The 23364-nt window shown below is 60.3% G+C and carries 27 protein-coding genes (1 of these 27 only partly in view); 18 read left to right on the top strand and 9 right to left on the bottom strand.

The annotated features are described in order from the left end of the window. Window positions 1–347 carry the 5' portion of a TetR/AcrR family transcriptional regulator gene (locus HUW52_RS11220; protein WP_175553666.1) on the bottom strand. It extends 217 nt beyond the left edge of the window, so the window shows 347 of its 564 coding nt (coding positions 1–347); it begins with the start codon at window positions 345–347; its stop codon lies beyond the left edge, outside the window. Between the two features lie 91 nt (window positions 348–438). Here HUW52_RS11220 and HUW52_RS11215 point away from each other — a divergent pair, with 91 nt between their 5' ends. Beyond that, window positions 439–1167, top strand: a complete 729-nt coding sequence (locus HUW52_RS11215; RefSeq protein ID WP_175553665.1) for an SDR family oxidoreductase — start codon at window positions 439–441, stop codon at window positions 1165–1167. 33 nt (window positions 1168–1200) lie between these two features. Further along, entirely contained in the window at window positions 1201–1797 is a 597-nt protein-coding gene (locus tag HUW52_RS11210) for a 2-hydroxychromene-2-carboxylate isomerase (RefSeq protein WP_175553664.1), read from the top strand. Between the two features lie 43 nt (window positions 1798–1840). Here HUW52_RS11210 and HUW52_RS11205 read toward each other — a convergent pair whose 3' ends face one another. The 4 genes from HUW52_RS11205 to HUW52_RS11190 form a co-directional block, all read right to left on the bottom strand. Continuing rightward, complete coding sequence (locus HUW52_RS11205) at window positions 1841–3649, bottom strand: aminopeptidase P family protein (RefSeq protein WP_175553663.1); 1809 nt, start codon at window positions 3647–3649, stop codon at window positions 1841–1843. Between the two features lie 56 nt (window positions 3650–3705). Next, on the bottom strand, window positions 3706–4872 hold the full coding sequence (locus HUW52_RS11200) for an aminotransferase class V-fold PLP-dependent enzyme (protein WP_175553662.1): 1167 nt from the start codon (window positions 4870–4872) through the stop codon (window positions 3706–3708). Between the two features lie 205 nt (window positions 4873–5077). Further along, window positions 5078–5692, bottom strand: coding sequence for a LysE family translocator (locus HUW52_RS11195; protein ID WP_034155169.1), 615 nt, complete (start codon window positions 5690–5692; stop codon window positions 5078–5080). 101 nt (window positions 5693–5793) lie between these two features. Continuing rightward, window positions 5794–6051 carry a hypothetical protein gene (locus HUW52_RS11190; protein WP_016985420.1) on the bottom strand — a complete coding sequence of 86 codons (258 nt, stop codon included), beginning with the start codon at window positions 6049–6051 and terminating at the stop codon, window positions 5794–5796. Window positions 6052–6441: 390 nt separating this feature from the next. Between HUW52_RS11190 and msuE the strand changes: the two genes are divergently transcribed. Genes msuE through HUW52_RS11170 form a run of 4 tightly spaced genes read left to right on the top strand, consistent with a single transcriptional unit; the run spans window position 6442 to window position 10539 of the window. Next, a complete protein-coding gene (gene msuE, locus HUW52_RS11185) occupies window positions 6442–7005 on the top strand; it encodes an FMN reductase (protein ID WP_016985421.1) in 564 nt (187 codons plus the stop codon). A gap of 10 nt (window positions 7006–7015) precedes the next feature. Continuing rightward, the gene (gene ssuD, locus HUW52_RS11180) at window positions 7016–8161 is read left to right on the top strand and encodes an FMNH2-dependent alkanesulfonate monooxygenase (protein WP_007949711.1); all 1146 of its coding nucleotides are present in this window, start codon (window positions 7016–7018) and stop codon (window positions 8159–8161) included. A gap of 53 nt (window positions 8162–8214) precedes the next feature. Then, window positions 8215–9402, top strand: coding sequence for an acyl-CoA dehydrogenase family protein (locus HUW52_RS11175; protein ID WP_175553661.1), 1188 nt, complete (start codon window positions 8215–8217; stop codon window positions 9400–9402). Between the two features lie 36 nt (window positions 9403–9438). Next, window positions 9439–10539 carry a sigma-54-dependent Fis family transcriptional regulator gene (locus HUW52_RS11170; RefSeq protein WP_175553660.1) on the top strand — a complete coding sequence of 367 codons (1101 nt, stop codon included), beginning with the start codon at window positions 9439–9441 and terminating at the stop codon, window positions 10537–10539. Here HUW52_RS11170 and HUW52_RS11165 read toward each other — a convergent pair. After that, window positions 10536–10889: an antibiotic biosynthesis monooxygenase gene (locus tag HUW52_RS11165; protein ID WP_175553659.1), complete on the bottom strand. Its 354-nt coding sequence runs from the start codon at window positions 10887–10889 to the stop codon at window positions 10536–10538. The genes HUW52_RS11170 and HUW52_RS11165 overlap by 4 nt on opposite strands. A gap of 93 nt (window positions 10890–10982) precedes the next feature. On the opposite strand from HUW52_RS11165, the gene soxR reads away from it, so the two are divergent. The 4 genes from soxR to HUW52_RS11145 all read left to right on the top strand — a co-directional run bounded on the left by soxR (window position 10983) and on the right by HUW52_RS11145 (window position 14071). Continuing rightward, window positions 10983–11435: a redox-sensitive transcriptional activator SoxR gene (gene soxR / locus HUW52_RS11160; protein ID WP_175553658.1), complete on the top strand. Its 453-nt coding sequence runs from the start codon at window positions 10983–10985 to the stop codon at window positions 11433–11435. A 104-nt stretch (window positions 11436–11539) separates the two neighbouring features. Beyond that, window positions 11540–11998 carry a VOC family protein gene (locus HUW52_RS11155; RefSeq protein WP_175553657.1) on the top strand — a complete coding sequence of 153 codons (459 nt, stop codon included), beginning with the start codon at window positions 11540–11542 and terminating at the stop codon, window positions 11996–11998. Between the two features lie 222 nt (window positions 11999–12220). After that, window positions 12221–13096, top strand: a complete 876-nt coding sequence (locus HUW52_RS11150) for an alpha/beta fold hydrolase (RefSeq protein WP_175553656.1) — start codon at window positions 12221–12223, stop codon at window positions 13094–13096. A gap of 24 nt (window positions 13097–13120) precedes the next feature. Continuing rightward, window positions 13121–14071, top strand: a complete 951-nt coding sequence (locus HUW52_RS11145; protein ID WP_016985428.1) for a LysR substrate-binding domain-containing protein — start codon at window positions 13121–13123, stop codon at window positions 14069–14071. 126 nt (window positions 14072–14197) lie between these two features. On the opposite strand, the gene leuD is transcribed toward HUW52_RS11145, so the two are convergent. Next, on the bottom strand, window positions 14198–14812 hold the full coding sequence (leuD, locus tag HUW52_RS11140) for a 3-isopropylmalate dehydratase small subunit (protein ID WP_175553655.1): 615 nt from the start codon (window positions 14810–14812) through the stop codon (window positions 14198–14200). Then, on the bottom strand, window positions 14809–16227 hold the full coding sequence (gene leuC / locus HUW52_RS11135; RefSeq protein ID WP_175553654.1) for a 3-isopropylmalate dehydratase large subunit: 1419 nt from the start codon (window positions 16225–16227) through the stop codon (window positions 14809–14811). Before leuC ends, leuD begins: the two co-directional genes overlap by 4 nt. A 406-nt stretch (window positions 16228–16633) precedes the next feature. Between leuC and HUW52_RS11130 the strand changes: the two genes are divergently transcribed. Genes HUW52_RS11130 through HUW52_RS11095 form a run of 8 tightly spaced genes read left to right on the top strand, consistent with a single transcriptional unit; the run spans window position 16634 to window position 22897 of the window. After that, the gene (locus tag HUW52_RS11130) at window positions 16634–17833 is read left to right on the top strand and encodes a PepSY domain-containing protein (RefSeq protein ID WP_175553653.1); all 1200 of its coding nucleotides are present in this window, start codon (window positions 16634–16636) and stop codon (window positions 17831–17833) included. Beyond that, window positions 17830–18372 carry a hypothetical protein gene (locus tag HUW52_RS11125; RefSeq protein ID WP_016985432.1) on the top strand — a complete coding sequence of 181 codons (543 nt, stop codon included), beginning with the start codon at window positions 17830–17832 and terminating at the stop codon, window positions 18370–18372. Before HUW52_RS11130 ends, HUW52_RS11125 begins: the two co-directional genes overlap by 4 nt. Then, window positions 18369–18710: a hypothetical protein gene (locus HUW52_RS11120; protein ID WP_175553652.1), complete on the top strand. Its 342-nt coding sequence runs from the start codon at window positions 18369–18371 to the stop codon at window positions 18708–18710. The genes HUW52_RS11125 and HUW52_RS11120 overlap by 4 nt, the downstream gene beginning before the upstream one ends. Beyond that, window positions 18707–19282, top strand: coding sequence for a DUF6162 family protein (locus tag HUW52_RS11115; protein WP_016985434.1), 576 nt, complete (start codon window positions 18707–18709; stop codon window positions 19280–19282). Before HUW52_RS11120 ends, HUW52_RS11115 begins: the two co-directional genes overlap by 4 nt. A 35-nt stretch (window positions 19283–19317) precedes the next feature. Then, the gene (locus HUW52_RS11110; protein ID WP_034155183.1) at window positions 19318–20247 is read left to right on the top strand and encodes a metal ABC transporter substrate-binding protein; all 930 of its coding nucleotides are present in this window, start codon (window positions 19318–19320) and stop codon (window positions 20245–20247) included. Then, window positions 20244–21092, top strand: coding sequence for a metal ABC transporter ATP-binding protein (locus tag HUW52_RS11105; protein ID WP_016985435.1), 849 nt, complete (start codon window positions 20244–20246; stop codon window positions 21090–21092). Before HUW52_RS11110 ends, HUW52_RS11105 begins: the two co-directional genes overlap by 4 nt. Beyond that, window positions 21092–21991 (top strand): metal ABC transporter permease, encoded by a 900-nt coding sequence (locus HUW52_RS11100; protein ID WP_007917717.1) that lies wholly within the window; start codon window positions 21092–21094, stop codon window positions 21989–21991. Before HUW52_RS11105 ends, HUW52_RS11100 begins: the two co-directional genes overlap by 1 nt. Beyond that, window positions 21992–22897 carry a metal ABC transporter solute-binding protein, Zn/Mn family gene (locus HUW52_RS11095; protein WP_175553651.1) on the top strand — a complete coding sequence of 302 codons (906 nt, stop codon included), beginning with the start codon at window positions 21992–21994 and terminating at the stop codon, window positions 22895–22897. A gap of 186 nt (window positions 22898–23083) precedes the next feature. Here the strand turns inward: HUW52_RS11095 and HUW52_RS11090 are convergent, their stop codons facing one another. Beyond that, a complete protein-coding gene (locus HUW52_RS11090; protein ID WP_160058863.1) occupies window positions 23084–23308 on the bottom strand; it encodes an MbtH family protein in 225 nt (74 codons plus the stop codon). Window positions 23309–23364 lie beyond the last annotated feature (56 nt).

The raw sequence follows: 23364 nt of genomic DNA, 5'->3' as shown, positions 1-23364 counted from the left end.
GAACGGGCGATTTCCGCGCCCAAGGCCGGCAACGCGCAACCCGATTCAGGCTGCTCAACATGGGCCATATTCAAATAATGTTTAAGACAGCGCTCCAGACGCTCACGATCCTTCGCGCCCTCGCCTCCCAGTCGCTCGAGGCTTTGACATAACTCTCGCTCGACAATGGCAGTGAACAACGCATCTTTCGACGAAAAGTGGCTGTAAAACGCCGCACCGCTCAATCCAATAGCCTTCATCAAACCATCGACGCCCACCGTGGAAAACCCGGAGCGCTTTGCTGACAGCGCGCTGCTCTGCAATAGCTTTTCCCGGGTTTCCAGCTTGTGATTGGCGGAGTAACGCATGTATTTGCCCTCGAATCGACTGCCTTGACGTTGTCTGGATCCTAGCATAACGTTCGTTCACTTAACGATCGTTTGATAAAGGGGCTCACCCATGAATAACAAGAAGGTCGTATTGGTTGTCGGCGCTGGTGATGCCACGGGCGGCGCGATTGCCAAGCGTTTTGCCAAGGAAGGATTCATAGCCTGCGTCACCCGCCGCAGCGCCGACAAATTGCAGCCACTGGTGCACGCGATCAAGGCTGAAGGCGGCGAAGCCCACGGCTTTGCCTGCGATGCGCGCAAGGAAGAAGACGTCACCGCGCTGATTGAAGACATCGAAACTCGCGTCGGTCCGATCGAAGCCTTTGTGTTCAATATCGGCGCCAACGTGCCGTGCAGCATTCTTGAAGAAACCGCGCGCAAGTATTTCAAGATTTGGGAAATGGCCTGTTTCTCCGGTTTCCTCAATGCTCGTGAAGTGGCCAAACGCATGGTCACGCGCAATCGCGGCACGATTCTTTTCACCGGTGCCACCGCCGGACTTCGCGGCGCTTCCGGATTCGCCGCATTCGCCGGCGCCAAGCACGGTATTCGCGCACTGGCGCAAAGCATGGCGCGGGAACTGGGGCCAATGAACATCCACGTCGCCCATGTGGTGGTCGACGGCGCCATTGACACCGATTTCATTCGCAACAGTTTCCCCGAGAAGTACGCCACCAAAGATCAGGATGGCATCCTCAATCCCGAGCACATCGCCGAGAACTACTGGTATCTGCACAGTCAGCCACGGGATGCCTGGACGTTCGAGCTGGACCTGCGTCCCTGGAACGAACGCTGGTAAGCCCTCCATAACAATAACGACAGAGACGCGAAAATGACCAAAACCGTGGAGTTCTATTTCGACCTTGGCAGCCCTGCCACCTACCTGGCCTACACCCAATTACCAAAGATCTGCGCCGCGACGGGCAGTGAGCTGATCTACGTTCCAATGTTGCTCGGTGGTGTATTCAAGGCAACCGGCAACGCATCACCGGCGATGATTCCGGCGAAGGGTCGGTATATGTTTGAGGATCTGGACCGCTACGCGAAACGCTACGGGGTGCCGCTGAAATTCAATCCGCATTTCCCGATCAACACTCTGATGTTGATGCGTGCGGTTACCGGCATCCAGTTGCGCCAGCCAGCACGCTTTCAGGCGTTTATCGATTGTCTGTTCACGGCGCTATGGGTTGAAGGATGCAGCCTCGACGACCCCGCTACCGTCGCCGCCGTGCTGAGCAAACACGGCTTCGATCCGCAGGAAGTATTAGCGCTGACCAATGACGAATCCGTCAAAGCAAAGCTCAAGGAGAACACCGAAATCGCGGTTAAACGCGGTGTGTTCGGGGCACCCAGTATGTTTATCGGCAATCAGCTGTTCTTCGGCCAGGATCGGCTCGACTTCGTTGAGGAAGCCTTGCGCCAAGGCTAAGCGATCATTCAGGCGCTGCTAACAGCGCCTGAATTGCAACGGATCAGATAGCGACAGTGCGAGTATTCAACCATTCCAGCGCAGCACCCTCAAGCAATGGACTCAAGCGCTCACGCACTTGCGCGTGGTAGTCATTGAACCACTGTTTCTCTTCCTCCGTCAGCAGCGCCGGCAGCAGGCAACGCGTGTCGATCGGGCACAGCGTCAAGGTTTCAAACTTGAGGAACTCACCGAATTCGCTGCTGCCCGCCTCGCGGTTCATCGCCAGGTTTTCGATCCGCACGCCCCAACGACCCGGACGGTAGGTGCCTGGCTCGATCGAAGTAATCATCCCCGGCTGCATGGCCGTTTGCGGCGCAGGCGCGGCCTGGTAGGCAATGACCTGTGGCCCCTCGTGAACGTTGAGGAAGTAGCCAACACCGTGACCGGTGCCATGACCGTAATCCACGCTGTCGGCCCAGATCGGCGCGCGGGCAATGGCGTCCAGCAGCGGCGACAGAATGCCTTTCGGGAACTGCGCTCGCGACAGGGCAATCACGCCCTTCAACACCCGCGTGCAATCGCGCTTCTGCTCTTCGGTCGGTGTACCGACCGGCACCATCCGCGTGATATCCGTGGTGCCGCCCAGGTATTGGCCGCCCGAGTCGATCAGCAGCAAGCCGTCACCCTCGATGACTGCGTGTTCTTCTTCGGTCGCGTGGTAATGCGGCATCGCGCCATTGGCGTTGAACGCGGCGATGGTGTTGAAGCTCAGCGAGACATAATCCGGACGACGCTCGCGAGCAGCCGTGAGCTTCTCGTCGATGGTCAGTTCGGTAATGCGCTCGCGGCCCCAGGCCGATTCCAGCCAGGCAAAAAACTCGCACAGCGCCGCGCCGTCCTGCTCCATCGCTTTGCGGATGTGCCGAGCATCGGCTTCACTTTTCTGCGACTTGGCCAGCGTGGTCGGGTTCAAGCCTTCGACCAGTTTCACACCGCTGTCGAGGTTATCCAGCAAACCGCTGGTCACTCGCGCCGGGTCGACCAGCAGGCTCGCGCCACTCGGCACGGCACGTAGGGCATCGGCGACTTCGCTGTAATCACGCAGCGTCACGCCGTCCGTCTCGAGCACCGCGCGCAAATCCGCGTCAACCTTGCTTAACGCTACGAACAAAGTGGCCTGCTGCTGACCGATCAACGCAAACGAAACAAACACCGGGTTGAACGACACATCGCCGCCGCGCAGGTTGAACAGCCAGGCAATGTCATCCAGGGTGGCGATGAAATGCCAGTCAGCGCCCCGCTCTTGCAAGGTTTCGCGCAGTTTGGCGAGTTTTTCGCCACGGCTGACCGTCGCTTGTGGTGGCAGATGCTGATAGATCGGTGCATTCGGCAGGCTTGGACGATCACTCCAGACTTCTTGCAGCAGATCGATGTCGGTACGCAGACGTGCACCGCGTGCTTCCAGTTTGCTGCTCAGGGTACGCGCCGATGCCACGGCCATCACCGCACCGTCAACCGCGACCACGCCACCTTCCGGTGTCTTCTCGGCCAGCCAGTCCAGCGGGCTCGGCTGACCCGGTTGCAATTTGACCAGTTCAATGCCGCTGCCCTTGAGCTCCTTGGTCGCCTGTTCCCAGTAACGACTGTCGGCCCAGACGCCGGCGAAATCAGCGGTGACAATCAAAGTGCCAACCGAACCATGGAAGCCCGACAACCACTGCCGGCCCTGCCAGTAACCCGGCAGATACTCCGACAAATGCGGGTCGGCGGACGGCACCAGCAGTGCGTGAATGCCTTCGCGGCACATCAGTTCGCGGGTGTGCGCCAGGCGCTGGGGCACCGATCCGTCGGTCGAGGTCTGGGTACTCATCATGTCTCCTGCTAATCACTTCATCGTTATTGTTCGTAGCCGTTGGGGCGGCTCGTTTAAAGCCCTGTCGCCCAGAATGCCGGAGCACTGGCGCAGGCGGTCTTGATCAGTTGAACAGCCTTGTCGATATCTTCGGCGGTGGTGAAGCGGCCGAGGCTCAGCCGAATGGTGCGACCGGCCAGATGTGCGTCATGTCCCAGCGCCAACAACACGTGGGATGGCGCGTTACTCGCCGAGTTACAGGCCGAGGTCGCAGAAAATGCAATCGAATGACTCAGCGCCGCGCTGTTGAATTCGCCCTCACTGAAGGTCAGGCTCAAGGTGTGCGGGATGCGTTGAGTGGCGCAGCCATTGAGGCGTACGCCCGGCAGGCTGAGCAGTTGTTCTAGCAAGCGTTCGCGTAATTCGGCGATGGTTTTTTTCTCGGCCTCGAAGGCCTCGGCGGCCAAGGCAAACGCGGCGCCCATCCCGGCAATCTGGTGCGTTGCCAAGGTTCCGGAGCGCAGGCCGCCCTCGTGCCCACCGCCATGAATCTGCGCCTGTAAACGCTGTTGCGCGCGTGGGCCGACGTACAGCGCGCCGATGCCTTTGGGGCCGTAAAGTTTGTGCGCCGAAAACGACATCAGATCCACTGGCCATTGCTGCAGATCGATAGCCACTTTACCGGCGCCTTGCGCCGCGTCGACATGGAACAACGCCTCGCGACTGCGCACCACATCGCCAATTGCTTGAACATCGTTGACCGTGCCCAACTCGTTGTTGACCAGCATCAGCGACACCAGAAAGGTGTCCTCACGCATGGCTTCACTGACTGCTTGCGGGGTGATCAGGCCATTGGCGTCCGGCACCAGATAGGTTACGGCGATGCCGGCGTCCTGCAATTGGCGGGCGGTATCGAGGATCGCTTTGTGTTCAATCTGGCTGGTGATGATGTGGCCGCCGGATACCCCGCGCGCCTGAGCTACGCCTTTGAGGGCGAGGTTATTGGACTCGGTGGCACCGGAGGTCCAGACAATCTGCTGGGCTTGCGCGCCCACCAGTTCGGCGACCTGCCCGCGGGCCTGCTCGACCGTGTGCCGGGCCTGCTGGCCGAAAGCATGGGAGCTGGACGCCGGGTTACCAAAGTTACCGTGAAACCCCAGACACTCGATCATCACCTGGATGACCCGCTCGTCGACCGGGGTGGTGGCGGCGTAATCGAAATACAGCGGACGTGTGTTCATAAAAGACTCGCAGAGCGTGTTCCGGGATCAGGAGGCTCGTGTCTGCAAACGGCACGGCGCAGCCTTGTGAGCTGCGCGTCGGTTCGAGAGCGTCATCAATACCTGATCGGATGCCGTTAAAGAAGAACAACTTCATTTAAAAGTGCGTAGGAACGCTCCTGAAGCCGAGCTTAACAGGCATCCGGCCTGCGGTTGAAGCGATGCGTCAGCTAAAGCTTTCGAGAAGTAACGGGTACAGCGAAATCACCAGCAATGCGGCCATGCCCCAGTTGAACACGCGCAACCAGCGCGGATCCTTCAGCACATTGCGCAACAACGTCCCGCAGGCGGCCCAGACGCCGACGCTCGGCAGGTTGATGATGGCGAACACTGCAGCAATCACCACGACATTGGTGAAGTAGCCCTGCATCGGCGTGTACGTGCTGATGGCGCCGATGGCCATGATCCAGGCTTTGGGATTGACCCACTGAAAGGCAGCGGCGCCGAGATAGCTGATCGGCTTCGCCTCGCCTTCGGCGCTGTCGCCGACAGGCCCCGAGTGAGCGATTTTCCACGCCAGATACAGCAGATACGCCGCGCCGACATAGCGCAGAACCGTATAGAGAATCGGGTAGGTCTGAAACACCGCGCCGAGGCCAAAGCCCACGGCCACCACCAGAACGAAAAAGCCACAGGTAATTCCGAGCATATGCGGGATGGTGCGGTTGAAGCCAAAATTCACCCCCGATGCCAGCAACATGGTGTTGTTCGGCCCCGGCGTAATCGAGGTGACAAGGGCAAACAGGGCAAAGCCCAACAGCAGGTCAAGCGAGAGGTTCATGGCAGGCAATCCATCAGGGTCATTCAGGTGTTGACCCTATCCCACGCCGCCCGGCAAGCCCACGGACAGTTGGGTAAAACTTCCAGCAGTACAGTTTGTTTTCAGCTAGGACGACCGTGCAGCTGTACGGCACGTTCGGCGCTCATTTCAGCTTTTTTGTCGAACCGGGTCTGACCGAGCAGTTGGGCTTTTTTCGCGTGGTATTCATCGAAAGACAAGCCGCTGCGGTTCAGTGCTTCCATCGCCAATTCGCGGGATTCTTCATCGGTGTAAGGGCGCAGCTCCGGCGAAACATGTCCGGCACAACCGGCGAGCACGGAGACAGCGAGCAACAGGGAAACAGTCAGTAAACGATTCATGGGAGCGTCCTGGCGAGCAATGGGGAGTCGATGGACAAAGGCTACGCCCGGGCACGCTCACGCAGAAATCAACGCTTTCAATAGTGGCTATCAGGAATTCGACACAAAATGCCGCATATCTCCTAACGATCTATAAATATCAATTAACGTTCTTTTACGGAATAACAAACTGCCTTTATAACTCCATCCATGCGCTGCGCACTGTTGCTCCAGCAACTGTTGCTCAGCCAACACTGAATCAGCAAAGCGCCCCGCTACTCACAGGGGCGAACGCCACGCTGACGCTCAACGCCTTTTAAACCGGGGCTTCCAGGAATTGGTACAGCGTTTGCTCAGACCCGGTGACTCATTCACTGCTCGCTGAGCAACTGTTGAAAAAAGGAACTGATCATGTCGCGTCCCCTGAAAGTCGTCGCCCTCTCCGGCGGCACCTGGCGTCCGTCGCGCACTCTGGTGCTGACCCAGGCCTTGCTCGCCGAACTGGCCGGGCACTTGACCATCGAAAGCCATTTGATCGAACTCGGTGATATCGCTCGGCCGCTCGGCGGCGCGCTGTCGCGTCAGGAGCTCAGTGCCGAGGTTGAAGCCGAGTTGCAGGCCATTGAACAGGCCGATCTGCTGATCGTTGCCGCGCCGGTTTATCGCGGTTCCTACCCGGGCCTGCTCAAGCATTTGTTCGACCTGATCGACCTCAACGCACTGATCGACACGCCGGTGCTGCTGGCCGCAACCGGCGGCAGCGAACGCCATGCGCTGGTCCTCGATCACCAGTTGCGCCCGCTGTTCAGCTTCTTCCAGGCCATGACCTTGCCGATCGGCGTGTACGCCACTGAAGCCGACTTCGCCGATTACCAGATCACCAGCGAACTATTGAAGGCGCGCATCCGTCTGGCCGCCGAACGCGCGGCGCCGCTGTTCGCCACACAAATCAAACCCTTGCTGAAAATCGCCTGAGGAGCCGTTCATGGATGTTTTCTGGTTCCTGCCGACCCACGGCGACGGCCACTATCTGGGCACCACCCAAGGCGCACGCCCGGTCACGCTCAACTATTTGAAACAAGTCGCCCAAGCGGCTGACAGCCTCGGCTACCACGGCGTACTGATTCCCACCGGGCGCTCCTGCGAAGACTCGTGGGTCATCGCCTCGGCGCTGGTGCCGTTGACCGAGCGTCTGCGTTATCTGGTGGCGATCCGTCCGGGGATCATTTCGCCGACGGTATCGGCGCGCATGGCCGCTACCCTTGATCGACTGTCCAACGGGCGCTTGTTGATCAACGTCGTGACCGGCGGCGATCCGGATGAAAACCGTGGCGACGGCAGTTTCCTCAGTCACGCCGAGCGCTATGAAGTCACCGATGAATTCCTGAAGATCTGGCGCCGCGTGTTGCAGGGCGAGGCGGTGGATTTCGACGGCAAACACCTGAAGGTGCAGAACGCCAAAGCGCTGTATCCGCCGGTGCAAAAACCCTATCCGCCACTGTACTTCGGCGGCTCCTCCGATGCGGCGCATGATCTGGCCGCCGAACAGGTCGATGTCTATCTGACTTGGGGCGAACCACCGGCCGCCGTCGCGGAAAAACTCGCCGATGTGCGCGAACGCGCGGCGCGGCATGGGCGCAAGGTCAAGTTCGGCATTCGCCTGCATGTAATCGTGCGCGAGACCGCCGAAGAGGCCTGGAAAGCCGCGGACAAACTGATCGAACACATCAGCGACGAGACCATTGAAGCGGCGCAGAAGTCTTTCTCGCGGTTCGACTCCGAAGGCCAGCGGCGCATGGCGGCGTTGCACGATGGCCGTCGCGACAACCTCGAAATTGCCCCCAACCTGTGGGCCGGTGTCGGCCTGGTGCGCGGCGGTGCCGGGACGGCATTGGTCGGCGATCCGCAACAAGTTGCGGCGCGGATCAAGGAATACGCGGATCTGGGCATCGAGAGTTTCATCTTCTCCGGTTACCCGCACCTGGAAGAGGCTTACCGCTTTGCCGAGTTGGTGTTCCCGTTGCTGCCCGAGCCTTACGCGAGTCTGGCCGGGCGTGGCGTGACCAATCTGACCGGGCCGTTTGGCGAAATGATTGCCAATGATGTGTTGCCCACAAAAGCCAGTGCCTGAACCGGATCCCTTGCTCCCACAGGGGGCTGAGTTGATTCTTTGAGGAACACCGTGTGACCGCCAAACCGCAAAGTACATTGTTATCCCCGCTGCAGACCGCCCGCCAACTGGCCGCCGAGTTTGCCCTGACCGCCGTCGAGCGTGACGAGCGTGGCGGCACGCCGAAGGCCGAGCGCGATGCCCTGCGTGACAGCGGCCTGCTGGCCCTGAGCATTCCCACCCGCTACGGCGGCCTCGGCGCGAGCTGGAGCGAAACCCTGCAAGTCGTTCGCGAGTTCGCCAAGGTCGACAGTTCGATCGCCCACGTTTTCGGCTTTCATCATTTGATGCTCGCCACCGTGCGCCTGTTCTCGCGACCGGAACAATGGCAGCCGTGGTTCGAACAGACCGCGCGGCAGAACTGGTTCTGGGGCAATGCGCTCAACCCGCTGGACACCCGCACCGTGGTCAAGGATCTCGGCGGCTGGCGCGAATTTTCCGGAAAGAAAAGCTTCTGTTCCGGCGCCAGCGATTCACAGATGCTGATCGCCTCCGCCGTCGATGAAAGCGCCGGCGGCAAGTTGCTGATCGCGGCGATTCCCAGCGGGCGCAGTGGCATCACCCTGCACAACGACTGGAACAACATCGGCCAGCGCCAGACCGACAGTGGCAGCGCGACGTTTGAACGAGTACGCGTTGAAGAGTCGGAACTGCTCCTCGATCCCGGCCCGTTGAGCACGCCGTTTGCCTGTTTGCGGCCACTGATCGCACAGCTGACCTTCACACACATGTTTCTCGGGATTGCCGAAGGTGCTTTCGAAGAGGCGCGGCAGTACACCCTCAGTGAAACCCGTCTCTGGCACAAATCCTCGGCGCGCGATGTGCGTGAAGATCCGTACGTGCTCGCGCATTACGGCGAGTTCTGGGTGGCGCTGGAAGGCATTCGTCTGTTGGTCGAACACGCGGCGGCATTGCTCGATGAGGCCTGGGCCAAAGGCGCGAACCTCAGCGCCGAAGAGCGCGGCCATGTCGCCACCGCGATTGCCACCGCCAAAGTCGCTGCCAGCCGTCAGGGACTGGAAATTTGCAGCCGTTTGTTCGAAGTGACCGGCGCGCGTTCGACCCACGCCTCCCTGCGCCTCGACCGCCACTGGCGCAACCTGCGCACGCAAACTTTGCACGACCCGCTGGATTACAAACTCCATGAGTTGGGCGACTGGGCGCTGAATCAGTCGCTGCCGGTGCCGACCTTCTATTCCTGACCTGCCTGCATTTGAACTGAAAAGAAGGACGAGCCCATGCAACTGCTGACCCTACCGCCCTCCCCCGCGCTCGCCACGTCGATCCGCGCCACCGCGCAGGTCTTCGAAGACCCGAAGTCCCAGGCCCTGCTCGCGCATTTGCAACAGGTCGCGCCGAGTGAAGCGAGTGTGCTGATCATCGGCGAAACCGGGACTGGCAAAGAGCTGGTGGCGCGGCATATTCATAACCTGAGCAATCGCCGTCATCGGCCGTTTATTGCGGTCAATTGCGGGGCGTTTTCCGAATCGCTGGTGGAAGCGGAGTTGTTCGGTCATGAAAAAGGCGCGTTCACCGGCGCGCTGAGCGCCAAGGCCGGATGGTTCGAGGAAGCGGACGGCGGCACGTTGTTTCTCGATGAAATCGGCGACCTGCCGATGGCGATTCAGGTGAAATTGCTGCGGGTTTTGCAAGAACGCGAAGTGGTGCGGCTTGGCTCGCGCAAAAGCATACCCATCGACGTACGGGTACTGGCGGCAACCAACGTGCAACTGGAAAAAGCCATCAATGCCGGCAACTTTCGTGAGGATCTGTATTACCGCCTCAACGTGGTCAATCTGGAACTGAGCCCGTTGCGCGAGCGTCCCGGCGATATCCTCCCGCTCACTCGTCACTTCATCGAAGCCTACAGTCAGCGCCTCGGCTATGGACGCGTGAGTATCAGCCCCGGCGCCGAGCACAAGCTGCGCGCTTACAGTTGGCCGGGCAATATTCGCGAGCTGGAAAACGTCATCCATCACACGTTGCTGATCTGCCGCAACGGCGTGATCGAACGCGACGATCTGCGCCTGTCGAACCTGCGCATCGAACGCCCCGACGATCATGCCGGCACCGACGATTCACCGGAGGCGCTGCTGGAACAGGCCTTTCAAAAACTGTTTGCGCAACAAGCCGGCGCTTTGCACGAAAAGGTCGAAGACGCCTTGCTGCGCGCGGCGTATCGCTTTTGCCATTACAACCAGGTGCACACCGCAGCGCTGCTCGGTCTGAGCCGCAACGTCACCCGCACGCGTTTGATCAAAATCGGCGAACTGGCAGTGAACAAGCGGCGACTCACGGAAAACCTGCAAGGTGGGCGTTTGATCCAGTTATCGATCTAACCGACCAGGTTGCAGTGCAGCGCATCGTCGTGACTGCGGGCGATGCTGCTCAGCACCTGGAACGAATTGAAGGTCACGGTTTTCGCCTGATGGGTGTGGATCAGTTGCCAGAAATCCTGTTCGCCACTCTCGAAGCTGCGAAATGCCGCCTCCCCCGCCTCGCGGGTCTGCCATTGCAGAAAACTCAACACGCGCCGGCCGTCATCGCTGGCTTGCACGCTGGCGCTGACAAAACCGTCGTAGCGCTGAGCCAGGCGCTCGGTCTGCATTGATAGCGCAGTGACCAGGGCGGGTTGCTGTCGGGGTTCGATTTCAAATTCGATCAATTGGGTAAAACTGCGGTTGTTCATGGAAAGCCCCCACTCATCGTAAGACGAGCCTTGCGACTCGAAGGGCTGCAGGGTAAAACCTCTAGTTAAGTCAAGGTCAAGAGCATTTTTGCAATGATCACCAAGGAAACCGTGCACAAGCAACTCACCGTCGGTGAAGTCGCCGCACGCAGTGGTGTAGCCGTCACCGCCCTGCACTTTTATGAATCCAAAGGCCTGATCAAGAGCCAGCGCAACGCCGGCAACCAGCGGCGCTATCCGCGCGAAGTGCTGCGCCGGGTGGCCTTGATCAAGGTTGCGCAGCGGTTGGGGATTCCACTGGCGGAAATTGGCGAGGCGCTGAAAATGCTCCCGGACGATCGCGCACCGACGGCAGCAGACTGGAAAATCCTCTCGGAGCAATGGCGACGGGAACTGGACGAACGGATCGAGCAGTTGATGCTACTGCGCGACCGGCTCAATGGCTGCATCGGTTGCGGGTGTTTGTCGATGGAGGCCTGTCCGCTGCGCAATCAGGGCGATGTGCTGGGGGAACAGGGACCGGGGCCGCACTTTCCCAAAGACTGACGCTCGTCGGGCAAAAATTTGCACGGCGAGGACAGTTCTATAGTGAATCTTCCACAAATCCGGTGGAGCCACATCTCATAGAACAAAAAGTCAGGGAGAACGTCATGAGCGTCAAACCCATTCCCGAGGGGTATCACAGCATTACCCCGTACCTCGGCATCCACAAAGCCGCCGAGGCCATCGACTTCTATAAAAAAGCCTTCGGCGCGACCGAAGTCATGCGTTTGGCCATGCCCGACGGCGGCATCGGCCACGCCGAACTGCGCATTGGCGACAGCGCGATCATGCTCGGCTCGCCGTGCGATCAGGGGCCGTTGAGCAACCCGGACCAAGCAGTTTCGGTTGGTTTGCATTTGTATGTGACCGATGTCGACAAGTCGTTTCAACGAGCGCTGGATGCCGGCGCGACGACGGTGTCCGAGGTCAAGGATCAGTTTTATGGTGATCGTAGCGGGACGTTGAAGGATCCGTATGGGCATCTGTGGTTTCTGGCCACGCGCAAGGAAGATCTGACTGAAGAGCAGATCAAGCAGCGGGCGATGGAGATGTTTCAGCAGGGTTGAGAGTTGCAGTGTCTGCAATGGCGCTATCGCGAGCAGGCGAAGGCCTACAGGGGAACGCATTCCAACTGTGGGAGCGAGCTTGCTCGCGAAGGGGCCGGCACAGACAATGAAAAACCTCATCAACACACTTCATGAACCTGCCCACCACGCTTTGCCCCTTGCCGCAAACGCCGGACGATTTCAGGATGCAGCCAACCAGAACCCTGAACAAGGATCAGCCCGATGTTTGCCGGATTCCGCAAAGACCAGCGTCACGTCAATGGCGTCGACATCGCCTACCGCCTCGGCGGCAGCGGCCCCGGCCTGTTGCTGTTGCACGGCCACCCGCAGACCCACGTGATCTGGCACAAGATTGCCGAACAACTGGCCGAACACTTCACCGTGGTCGCCGCCGACCTGCGCGGTTACGGTGACAGCAGTCGCCCGGCGGCCGATGAGTTGCACATTAATTACTCGAAACGCGAAATGGCCCGCGACAATGTCGAGCTGATGCAGTCGCTGGGCTTCGCGCAGTTTTCGATTCTCGCCCACGACCGTGGCGCACGGGTTGCCCACCGCTTGGCGCTCGACCACCCCGCCGCCGTGCAGCGCATGATGCTGCTCGACATCGCGCCAACCCTATCGATGTACGCGCAGACCAACGAAGCCTTCGCCCGCGCGTATTGGCACTGGTTTTTCCTGATCCGTCCGGCGCCACTGCCGGAGACCTTGCTCGAAGCCGATCCCGAAGCGTATTTGCGCAGCGTGATGGGCAGCCGCAGCGCCGGACTCAAGCCGTTTACCGATGCAGCCTTCAATGAATACCTGCGTTGCCTGCAACAACCGGGCAGCGCCCGTGGCATCTGCGAGGACTATCGCGCCAGCGCCGGCATCGACCTTGAGCACGACCGCGCCGACATCGCCGCCGGGCATCACCTGAATCTGCCACTGCGCGTATTGTGGGGCGCCGAAGGCACGGTCGGGCGCTGCTTCGATCCGCTCGAGGAATGGCAGCAAGTGGCGGCCAACGTCAGCGGTCAGGCATTGCCCGCCGGCCATTACCTTGCCGAAGAAGTCCCCGAACTGTTGCTTGCCGAAGCCCTGGCCTTTTTGCGCTGACCGGAACCACTGGATCCCGGTGCTATGCTGGCGGCTTCTGCCGCCAGTGTTCGTGTTGACATGTCCCAGAAGAAAGACACCGTGCCCCTGCCCGAAGACTTGCGTGTGCTGCTTACCGTGATCCGCAAGAACGGCTTTGCCGCCGCAGCGGATGAATTGGGCCTGTCACCGGCCTACGTCAGCAAACGCATCCAGATTCTTGAAACCACCCTCGGAACTCGCCTGTTGCACCGCACCAGCCGTCGCGTCTCGCTGACCGAGGATGGCGAACGCGTGCAGCGCTGGGCATTGCGCATTCTCGATGACTTCCAGCAACTGCACGACGAACTCTGCGACGCCCACGACAGCCCGCGCGGGCGTTTGCACATCTGCAGCAGTTTCGGTTTCGGGCGCAATCACGTCGCGCCGGCGGTGTCGTTGCTGGCCGAACGTTACCCGCAACTGGGGATTCGCCTCGACCTGTTTGACCGCGTCGTGGACATCATCAACGAAGGCTTCGACCTGGAGATCCGCGTCGGCGATGACATTCCCGGCCAACACATCGGCCGGCGTCTGGTCAGTAACCGGCGGGTGCTGTGCGCCGCTCCCGGTTATTTGCAACGGCGTGGCACGCCGCAAACGCTGGACGACCTGCAGCAGCACGATTGCCTGGTGATCAAGGAGCGCGACAATGCCTTCGGTATCTGGAATCTGGATCGCGATGGCGGCCAAGAGAACGTGCGGGTCAGCGGGCCGTTGTCGTCCAACAATGGCGAGATTGTTTTGCAATGGGCGCTGGACGGGCGCGGGGTGTTGTTGCGCTCGCTGTGGGATGTGAAGCCGTTGCTGGAACAAGGGCGGTTGGTGCAGGTGCTGGACGATTACAGCCAGAGCGCCAATGTCTGGGCGGTGTACCCGACGCGGCTGGCTCATTCCGGCAAGTTGCGCGCGTGTGTGGAGTTTTTGCAGGCGCATTTCAAAGGCTTGTCGCTGTAACCCGAAACCACACAAAACCCTGTAGGCCTTCGCCTGCTCGCGATAGCGGTGTGTCAGATACAACAATTCTGACTGATCCGCCGCTATCGCGAGCAGGCTCACTCCTACAGGGGGATCAGCGGTGGGTCAGGAGAGCCAAGGGTTGTTGGCCAGATGTTGGCGTTCGAAGGCTTTGATCTGTTCGCGCCGTTGCAGGGTACTGCCGATGGCATCCAGGCCGAGCAGCAGTGCAGTTTTGCGCAGGGTATCGATCTGGAAATCGATCACGCTGCCATCCGCCAAACCAATCTGCTGCGCCTCCAGATCGATACTGATCCGCGCCGTCTCAGGCTCACCGACAAGCCGCCCGATGCGCTGCACCTGCGCCTCTTCCAGGGTGATCAACAACACCCCGTTACGCTGGCAGTTGTCGTAAAAGATCCCGGCGAAACTGCTGCCGATCAACGCGCGGATACCCATCTGCTGCAAACCCCAAACCGCATGTTCGCGACTGGAACCGCAGCCAAAATTCGGCCCGACAACCAGGAAACTTGCGCCCTGCCACGCCGGTTGGTTCAACACGAAGTCGGGGTCGGGCTGGCCATCGCGCAGAAAGCGCAGATCGAAAAACAGCCCGTGATCGAGTCCCTGCCGGTCAATGCCTTTGAGAAACTGCTTGGGCATGATTACGTCAGTGTCAACATTGGCCGCCAATAACGGCGCGGCCTGACCGCTGACTTCAGTGAAAGGTTGCAGGCTCATGGGCGTTCTCCAAAGTGGCGGATATCGGTGAGTCGACCACTGATGGCCGCCGCAGCGACCATTGCCGGGCTCATCAAATGGGTGCGGGCGCCGGCGCCCTGCCGGCCTTCGAAGTTGCGGTTGGTGCTGGATGCGCAGCGGTCGCCGGGCGCGAGCACGTCGTCGTTCATCGCCAGGCACATCGAGCAGCCGGACTGCCGCCATTCGAAACCGGCGTCGATAAAGATCTGCGCCAACCCTTCGGCTTCGGCCTGCGCGCGAACTTCGCTGGAACCGGGAACGATCATCGCCCGCACATGTTCGGCGACTTGCTGACCGCGCACGACGCTGGCGGCATCGCGCAAGTCTTCGATCCGCGCATTGGTGCACGAGCCGATAAAGGCGTGGCTGATGACGATATCACTGAGCGCCATGCCCGCTTCGAGCCCCATATAGTTGAGGGCACGACGCATGTCCTGACGCAGGATCGGGTCGCTGATCGCTTGCGGATCCGGCACCCGCGCTCCGATGGCGGCGGCCTGATCGGGGCTGGTGCCCCAGGTGACCATCGGTTCCAGCACGCTGGCATCCAGATGAATCTCGCGGTCAAACACCGCGCCCGGATCACTGCGCAATTCACGCCACTTCTTCACGCCCCGTTCCCAAAGCTCACCTTGCGGCGCGCGTGGCTTGCCCTTGAGATAGGCGAAGACTTTTTCGTCCGGCGCCATGAATGCGCCGCGCGCGCCGGCCTCGACGGCCATGTTGCAGATGGTCATGCGCGCTTCAACGCTCAAGGCATTGATGGTCGAGCCGCAGAATTCAATGGCGTAACCGCTGGCCCCGGAAGCGCCGATGCGACCGATCAGGGCCATGATCACGTCTTTGGAGGTCAGGCCCGGCGCCAGATCGCCGTCGACAGTCACGCGCATGCTTTTCAGACATTTGTAGACCAGCGTCTGCGAGGCCAGCAGATGCTCGATCTCGGATGTGCCAATGCCGAAACCGAAGGCGCCGAGCGCGCCATAGGTGGTGGTATGACTGTCGCCAGCAGCGATGACCATGCCCGGCAGAATGAAACCCTGCTCCGGCGCGATCACATGTTCGATGCCCTGACGTTTATCGAGAATGTCCAGCAACTCGATGCCAAAGTCCCGGCAGTTCTCCGCCAGATACGAGACTTGCCGCGCGCCGCCCGCATCAGGCATTGCCGCGATGCGCACAGGCGTGGTCGGGTTGACGTGATCAACCACCGCCAGCGCCGTGCCCGGCCGCCAGACATCGCGCTTGGCCGCGCGCAAACCGCTGAAGGCCTGCGGGCTGGTGTATTCGTTGATCACCTGGCGATCGATGTACAACAGGACATGGCCCTGATCGTCGAGGCGGTACACCGTGTGCGAATCGATGTGTTTGTCGTAGAGGGTTCTGGCGGTCATCAGGGCGCTCACTCAGGCAATCAGGGTGATTTCCATCATAGGCAGCGCGCAGCCGCCATCAATTGCCTGACAGTGATGGCGTGGATCATGAATCGTGTTTGATCCCATGCACGCAGCAAAAACCTGTGGGAGCGAGCTTGCTCGCGAAAGCGGTGGATCAGGCAACGGATGAAGTGACTGACCCGGCGCCTTCGCGAGCAAGCTCGCTCCCACAAGGGGATTTGTGGTGATCGGGGAATTGGGAAACATTTGCTTTCATATCATCTTTCGGGATTTACCTCGCTCATCCGTCCTATAGAGATGCAGGCCGTTCGCGTAGGCAAAAGCCACGTCCGGTCCTCCGGGGACTCCCGTGCTGCGAAGCCCGTAGCTACGCGCCCTTTCACCGCTATCAAGACGCGCAATCATGTCGAAGAAATCCCGCTCCAAACTGTGGTTCCTCGTTCATAGCTGGCTGGCATTACCGATCTGGTTCTTTGTCCTGATCGTCTGCGTCACCGGCACCCTGGCGGTGGTCAGTCAGGAGATCGTCTGGCTGGCCAACCCGCAGATGCGTGCCAGCCAGCCAGCGGACGATGCGCCGCGACTCGGTTATGAGGAAATCATAACGGCCATCAAAACCGCAGAACCGCTGGCACTGGTGCAACGCATCAGCCGCCCGGACGAATCCCATTTCGCTCTTGATGTCACGCTCAGCTATCCGGACGGGCGATCGTTGGTGACCTACGTCAACCCGTATACGGGTGTTATTCAGGGTACGGCACCGCAATTCAATTTCCAGGCATTCACCCGCGCCCTGCATGGCTGGTGGCTGGTGCCTTTCACCAACGGTTACAGCTGGGGCTGGTATCTGGTATCGGCCCTGAGCTTTCCGCTGCTGGCATCGCTGATTACCGGGCTGGTGGTCTATAAACGGTTCTGGAAAGGCTTTTTCAGCCCAACGCTGCGTTTTCGTCACGGTGCGCGGATTTTCTGGGGTGACTTCCATCGCCTGAGCGGTATCTGGTCGATCTGGTTCATCGCGGTGATTTCCATCACCAGCACCTGGTTTCTGATTGAAGCGGTGCTGTCCGACAACCACATTTCCATTTCCAGCGAAGCGATCATTCCAGCCATGGCCCGTGACAGCGTGCCATTGACCGTCGATGGTCTGCCACCCGCCCGGATCAACCTGGATCGCGCCATCGAAATCGCCCAGCAAAAAATCCCCGGGCTGGAAGCCAGTGACATCAACATGCCGTTCAATGCCTACAGCCACCTCGATATCCGCGGTCGCGGCTGGTATCCCCTGATGTTCCAGAGTGCAACACTCAATCCCTACAGCGGCGATATGGCGTCTTCTCGAGTGCTGTCCGACCGCTCCTCGCTGGAATTTGTCACCGAATCCATGCGCCCGCTGCACACCGGTGATTTTGGTGGACTGTGGATCAAGCTGATCTGGTTCTTCTTCGGATTGATCCTGAGCATGATGGTGCTCAGCGGTTTGTTGATCTGGACCAAACGCACCGCCCTGGCCACCGCCAACGCGCTCAAACGCGAGAACAAGAAGCAACGCGCCAAGGCGCAACCACTCGTCAACCGTGAACCTTCGGAGGCCAGCCTGTGAGCAAGATCACCACCGCCCCTCAGCCTTCACGACTGAACCTGTTCTGGCACAAATGGCGCTTTCACATCAACGTTCTGTTGTTGCTGATCCCACTAGGATTCATGCCCAAATACTTCGCCGACGCGGCGCTGTTTCGCGGCGACGCCGGCCTGGGCGAGCGTGAAATCGGTGAAATACAGGTCGGCCCGTGGAGCCTGCGTCTGGCCGAACTGCGCAATGAAGCGCCACGCTCCGACGGCCCCGCCGGTTACCTGAAAGCCTTCAGCGCCGCGCTATGCACCGCCTGCGTCGAGCCGGTCAAGGCAACTTACCTGCGTATTGGCAAACCGCGCAGCCTGCGCGCCGCCGGGGTGATTTTCTTCGGCACGCCTTACCGCATGGGTACGCAACTGCCGGTCCCGGTAAAAACCCCGGCCGACGCCGAACTGTGGATCACCATGGAAGGCTGGGACGGCAGCATGCATCAAGCCTCGATTCCCCTGAGTCAGGCCTCCCCCGCCACCATCGCCTGGCTGAACAAACAAGGAGCCAAACCATGACCCGCTCTCACCGCCCTTTGCGCCTGCACCTCAGTGCTGCGCTGCTGGTGCTGAGCGCCGGCTTCAGCGCCGGCGCCCTCGCCCACAACCCGATGTGCGAATGCAAAGCCATCGATGCCGAGCAGATCAAATGCACCGGTGGCTTTTCCGACGGCAGCGGTGCGCCGGGGGTGACTCTGGATGTGATCGGCTACGACGAAACCATTCTGGTGCCGGGCAAGCTTGGCAGCGACTCGACCCTGACGTTCAAGAAACCTGGCGCCGAGTTCTATGTGCTGTTCGACGCAGGCCCAGGCCACGTGGTTGAAATCGACCAAGCGGATATCGAATCCCCATGAGTACGCCAACCACACAAATCGTGCGCCCGGCCGGTGCCGGCCATGAAACCCTCAATGTCCTGCTGTTGTGCCTGTTGATCCTCGCGGTCGCCGGCTCTGTCGTCGCGTGGCGTGGGGTTTCCCATGAACCGGATCCCGTCGCCAGCCACCAGTTCGACGCGCGCCGCGACCTCAGTGCTGCCGAGCAAGGCATCTACGCCGACCTGCGGGTGACCTTCGACGAAATCCGCTTGCTGCGCGAAGAACAGCAAGCGCTGCCGACACCGCAAAATCTGGCCGACGAAGGCTTCGCGCCGTTTGCCCAGGACGCGAGTTCGGTCAGCCGTGGTGGTCATGCCTGGCAGCTACTGGCGAACACCGCCTATTTCGGCCATAGCCAAAACCCGGCCATCGCCGGCTCGTTCGTCATGCTGCTGAACAGCGATGACAAGGCTGCGCCAGATATCTGGCTCAACCGCGATGCCAGCCTGCAAGCGCCCACCGAATTGACCGAAGCCGCGCTGTCCGCCGCCGGCTGGAAACAGATCGTCGCGCAATACGATGCCGGGGTTACCCGCGAACATCGCCATTGATTCCTCGCCCTCATCCGAGAGAAGACCGCTTGCCCATGTCTATTTCATCGCCTCGCCGTCCATTGTTGCGTCTGTTCCTGCTCGGCCTCTGCGCCTGCCTCCTCAGTCCACTGGCCAGCGCCGATCAGGCCAAACGCCTGCGCATCGGCATCACCCTGCACCCTTATTACAGCTATGTGGCGAACATCGTTGGCGACAAGGCCGAGGTAGTGCCGCTGATTCCTGCCGGTTTCAACCCGCACGCCTACGAGCCGCGCGCCGAGGACATCAAACGCATCAGCGGGCTGGATGTGATCGTGCTCAACGGTGTCGGTCATGACGACTTCGCCGACCGCATGATCGCCGCCAGCGAAACGCCGAACATCAAGACCATCGAAGCCAACGAAAATGTACCGCTGCTGGCCGCCACCGGGGTTGCCGCACGCGGCGCCGGCAAAGTAGTCAATCCGCACACGTTTTTGTCGATCAGCGCCTCCATCGCCCAGGTCAACAACATTGCCCGCGAATTGGGCAAGCTCGATCCGGACAACGCCAAGACCTACACGCAGAATGCCCGCGCCTACGGCAAACGCCTGCGGCAGATGCGCGCCGATGCCCTGGCCAAATTGACTCAGGCGCCGAACGCCGAACTGCGCGTGGCCACGGTACACGCGGCTTACGACTATCTGCTGCGTGAATTCGGCCTGGAAGTGACCGCTGTGGTCGAACCGGCGCACGGCATTGAGCCAAGCCCGAGTCAGTTGAAAAAAACCATCGATCAACTGCGCGAACTCGATGTGAAAGTGATCTTCTCGGAGATGGATTTCCCCTCCACCTACGTCGAAACGATTCAGCGTGAATCCGGCGTCAAACTGTACCCGCTGTCGCACATTTCCTACGGCGAATACACCGCCGACAAGTACGAAAAGGAAATGACCGGCAACCTCAACACCGTGGTGCGGGCGATTCAGGAGTCTGGCGCATGACTTCCAGAGAAAACCTTTCCCCCGAAAACACCGAGTCCCCTGTGGGAGCGAGCTTGCTCGCGAAGGCGTCGGGTCAGCCAACATCCTTATCGAATGACACACCGCATTCGCGAGCAAGCTCGCTCCCACAGGTCTGTGGGCCGACGCTAGAATTTGCGGAAGTCAGTCTGACGCTCGGCCGCACAACCATTCTCGACAAGGTCACCTTCCAGGTGCAGCCCGGCAGTGTGCACGCGCTGGTCGGCCCCAACGGTGGCGGCAAGAGTTCACTGATCAAGACCCTGCTCGGGCAGATGCCCCATCAGGGCCAGCTCAGCCTGCAATGGCCCGGCGAACCCGGCACCATCGGTTATGTGCCGCAGGCGCTGGAGTTCGATCGCGGCCTGCCAATGACCGTCGACGATTTCATGGCCGCCATGTGTCAACGACGACCGGCGTTTCTCGGTTTGAGCAAGCGTTACGCCGGCGCCATTGGCGAAGCGCTGGAACGCGTCGGCATGCAGGACAAACGCAAGCGGCGCATGGGCGCGTTGTCCGGCGGTGAGCGGCAGCGTGTTCTGCTTGCACAAGGCTTGATTCCGGCACCGCAACTGCTGGTGCTGGATGAGCCGATGTCAGCCCTCGATGAAGCCGGGATTCAGGTGTTCGAGCGCCTGCTCAATGACTGGCGTGCGGCGGGCATCACGGTGTTGTGGATCGAGCACGATCTGGAGGCGGTCGGGCGTCTGGCCAGTCGCGTTACCGGCCTGAACCGTCGCGTGCTGTTCGACGCCACGCCACAACAGGCGCTGACCCCGGAACGTCTGCTCACGCTGTTTTCCACCCATCCACGGAGCGCTGCCTGATGAGTTACGAAGCCTTTCGTTTGATGGTGCAAGGCTGGGCCTCGTCCGGCTATCTGCCGGAAGCGCTGGCCTACGGTTTTGTGGTCAATGCGCTACTTGCCGGGCTGCTGATCGGCCCGGTACTCGGCGGCCTCGGCACGCTGGTGGTGGTCAAGCGCTTCGCATTTTTTTCCGAAGCGGTGGGCCACGCAGCATTGACCGGTGTGGCCATCGGCATTCTGCTTGGCGAGCCTTACACCGGACCGTACGGCAGTCTGTTCGGTTACTGCCTGTTGTTCGGCATCCTGCTCAATTATCTGCGCAACCGTACTGGTCTGGCGCCGGACACCTTGATCGGCGTGTTCCTCTCAGTGTCGCTGGCACTGGGCGCGAGTCTGCTGCTGATTCTGGCGGGCAAGATCAATGTGCACATTCTCGAGAACGTGTTATTCGGCTCAGTGCTGACGGTTAATGGCAACGATCTGGCGGTGCTGGCCATTGTCGGTTCGCTGGTCATGGCCCTCGCCTTGCCGCTGTACAACCGCATCATGCTCGCCAGCTTCAACCCGCAACTGGCGGCCGTGCGCGGGGTGGCGGTGAAGACCCTGGATTATCTGTTCGTGATTCTGGTGACGCTGATCACCGTGGCAGCAGTAAAAGTCATTGGTGCGATTCTGGTCGGTGCACTGCTGGTGATTCCAGCGGCGGCGGCGCGTTTGCTCAGCCAGTCGCTCAAGGGCTTCTTCTGGTGTTCGGTGCTGATCGCCACGGTCAGCACGTTGTGCGGGATTCTTGCGCCCATCGTGTTCGATCTGCCGATCCCATCCGGCGCCGCGATCATTCTGGTCGCCGGCATTGCCTTCGCCCTCGCCGCCATTGCGCGCGGGGTTGTCCCGAGCCTGAAAGGGAATCTTGGATAAATGACTTTTTCACTGCGCAAACTGACCCTGGCCATGACCCTGTGCGGCGTGATCTGCACGCCATTGATGGCTGCCGAAAGCGCCAAACCGCTGCGGGTGCTGGCCTCGTTGCCCATCACCTTTGGCTTGGCGGAAGCGCTGCTTAAAGGCACCGATGTCAATCTTGAACGGGCGGCGCCGGCGAACCTGCCGGGCAGTCGTCAGAGCGCCTATTTCACGGGACGTGGCGCTCCGGCATTGAGCAAACTGGCCACTGCTGCCGACGCCGTGATTGGCGTGCGCTCGCTGTGGCCGGATGATCAGTTGTACCCGATTGCCCGCCGCAGCAATATCCGCATCGTTGAAGTCGATGCGGCGCGCCCGGTCGACGGTGCCCTGCCGGGCATTGCCGTACAACCGGATCTGAAGGTCGATGGCTTGAACAGTCAGCCATGGCTGGCCAGCAACAACATGGGACGCATGGCGGATGTGCTGGCGGCGGATCTGGTGCGCCTGGCACCAAGTGCCAAGCCTGCGATCGAGGCGAATCTGGCGACGTTGAAGCAACGTTTGCTGAAGCTCAGCGCCGATAGCGAAGCGCGTCTGGCCAGCGCTGACAATCTGAGTGTGATGAGTTTGAGCGATCACTTCGGCTATCTGATCGGCAGCCTCAATCTGGAGCTGATCGGCGAGGATCCACGACCTGATACCGAGTGGACGGCTGAGGATCTGAAAAAACTCACGGCAACGTTGAAGGACAATGAGGTGGCGGTGGTACTGCATCATCGGCAGCCGTCGGAGCCGGTGAAAGCGGCAATTGCCGAGTCGGGTAGCCATCTGGTGGTGTTGAGCACCGATGCGGCGGATCCGGTGGCGGAGCTGCAAGGCAATGTTGATTTGCTGCTTAAGGGTTTGAGCGGGGCTTAATTTCAGCTGAAACCGCGTTATCGTTCTTCGCGAGCAAGCTCGCTCCCACAGGGGTTTGTGCACGATACAGATCCCATGTGGGAGCGAGCCTGCTCGCGAAGAGGCCAGCCCAGCCAACACAAATCCAAGGCAATAAAAAACCCGCTGACTGTCACCAGTCCAGCGGGTTTCTTTTTGCTCGGCCGCTTATTGCACGGCGGCCTGCCCTTCCATCTTCTGGCGCAGGCTCAGCGGACGCATGTCAGTCCAGACTTCTTCGATGTAGGCCAGGCATTCCTTTTTCAGGCCGCTCTTGCCCACGGTGCGCCAGCCTTGCGGCACGGCTTTGTAATCCGGCCAGATCGAGTATTGCTCTTCGTGGTTGACCACGACCTGAAAGAGGATGTCCTCGCGGTCGAATACTGACGTCATGCTGGTTCTCCATCGTTGTAAGGGTGGGCTGCACGCGGGGTGCAGCCGGGTATGTA

The organism is Pseudomonas sp. 43A (assembly GCF_013363935.1).
In the GTDB taxonomy this organism is placed as follows: domain Bacteria; phylum Pseudomonadota; class Gammaproteobacteria; order Pseudomonadales; family Pseudomonadaceae; genus Aquipseudomonas; species Aquipseudomonas crudilactis.
Note: the sequence above shows the minus strand (reverse complement) of the source record. Positions and strands in the feature narration are given on the sequence as shown.

Coding starts and splice junctions, on each gene's coding strand:
- HUW52_RS11165 (WP_175553659.1), bottom strand. CDS start 10,889: ATGAACAACCGCAGTTTTACCCAATTGATCGAATTTGAAATCGAACCC.
- HUW52_RS11150 (WP_175553656.1), top strand. CDS start 12,221: ATGTTTGCCGGATTCCGCAAAGACCAGCGTCACGTCAATGGCGTCGAC.
- leuC (WP_175553654.1), bottom strand. CDS start 16,227: ATGACCGCCAGAACCCTCTACGACAAACACATCGATTCGCACACGGTG.
- HUW52_RS11190 (WP_016985420.1), bottom strand. CDS start 6,051: ATGAATCGTTTACTGACTGTTTCCCTGTTGCTCGCTGTCTCCGTGCTC.
- leuD (WP_175553655.1), bottom strand. CDS start 14,812: ATGAGCCTGCAACCTTTCACTGAAGTCAGCGGTCAGGCCGCGCCGTTA.
- HUW52_RS11205 (WP_175553663.1), bottom strand. CDS start 3,649: ATGAGTACCCAGACCTCGACCGACGGATCGGTGCCCCAGCGCCTGGCG.
- HUW52_RS11145 (WP_016985428.1), top strand. CDS start 13,121: ATGCTGGCGGCTTCTGCCGCCAGTGTTCGTGTTGACATGTCCCAGAAG.
- HUW52_RS11155 (WP_175553657.1), top strand. CDS start 11,540: ATGAGCGTCAAACCCATTCCCGAGGGGTATCACAGCATTACCCCGTAC.
- HUW52_RS11195 (WP_034155169.1), bottom strand. CDS start 5,692: ATGAACCTCTCGCTTGACCTGCTGTTGGGCTTTGCCCTGTTTGCCCTT.
- HUW52_RS11105 (WP_016985435.1), top strand. CDS start 20,244: ATGACTTCCAGAGAAAACCTTTCCCCCGAAAACACCGAGTCCCCTGTG.
- HUW52_RS11110 (WP_034155183.1), top strand. CDS start 19,318: ATGTCTATTTCATCGCCTCGCCGTCCATTGTTGCGTCTGTTCCTGCTC.
- HUW52_RS11200 (WP_175553662.1), bottom strand. CDS start 4,872: ATGAACACACGTCCGCTGTATTTCGATTACGCCGCCACCACCCCGGTC.
- msuE (WP_016985421.1), top strand. CDS start 6,442: ATGTCGCGTCCCCTGAAAGTCGTCGCCCTCTCCGGCGGCACCTGGCGT.
- HUW52_RS11120 (WP_175553652.1), top strand. CDS start 18,369: ATGACCCGCTCTCACCGCCCTTTGCGCCTGCACCTCAGTGCTGCGCTG.
- HUW52_RS11090 (WP_160058863.1), bottom strand. CDS start 23,308: ATGACGTCAGTATTCGACCGCGAGGACATCCTCTTTCAGGTCGTGGTC.
- HUW52_RS11215 (WP_175553665.1), top strand. CDS start 439: ATGAATAACAAGAAGGTCGTATTGGTTGTCGGCGCTGGTGATGCCACG.
- HUW52_RS11100 (WP_007917717.1), top strand. CDS start 21,092: ATGAGTTACGAAGCCTTTCGTTTGATGGTGCAAGGCTGGGCCTCGTCC.
- soxR (WP_175553658.1), top strand. CDS start 10,983: ATGATCACCAAGGAAACCGTGCACAAGCAACTCACCGTCGGTGAAGTC.
- HUW52_RS11115 (WP_016985434.1), top strand. CDS start 18,707: ATGAGTACGCCAACCACACAAATCGTGCGCCCGGCCGGTGCCGGCCAT.
- ssuD (WP_007949711.1), top strand. CDS start 7,016: ATGGATGTTTTCTGGTTCCTGCCGACCCACGGCGACGGCCACTATCTG.
- HUW52_RS11210 (WP_175553664.1), top strand. CDS start 1,201: ATGACCAAAACCGTGGAGTTCTATTTCGACCTTGGCAGCCCTGCCACC.
- HUW52_RS11095 (WP_175553651.1), top strand. CDS start 21,992: ATGACTTTTTCACTGCGCAAACTGACCCTGGCCATGACCCTGTGCGGC.
- HUW52_RS11170 (WP_175553660.1), top strand. CDS start 9,439: ATGCAACTGCTGACCCTACCGCCCTCCCCCGCGCTCGCCACGTCGATC.
- HUW52_RS11130 (WP_175553653.1), top strand. CDS start 16,634: ATGTCGAAGAAATCCCGCTCCAAACTGTGGTTCCTCGTTCATAGCTGG.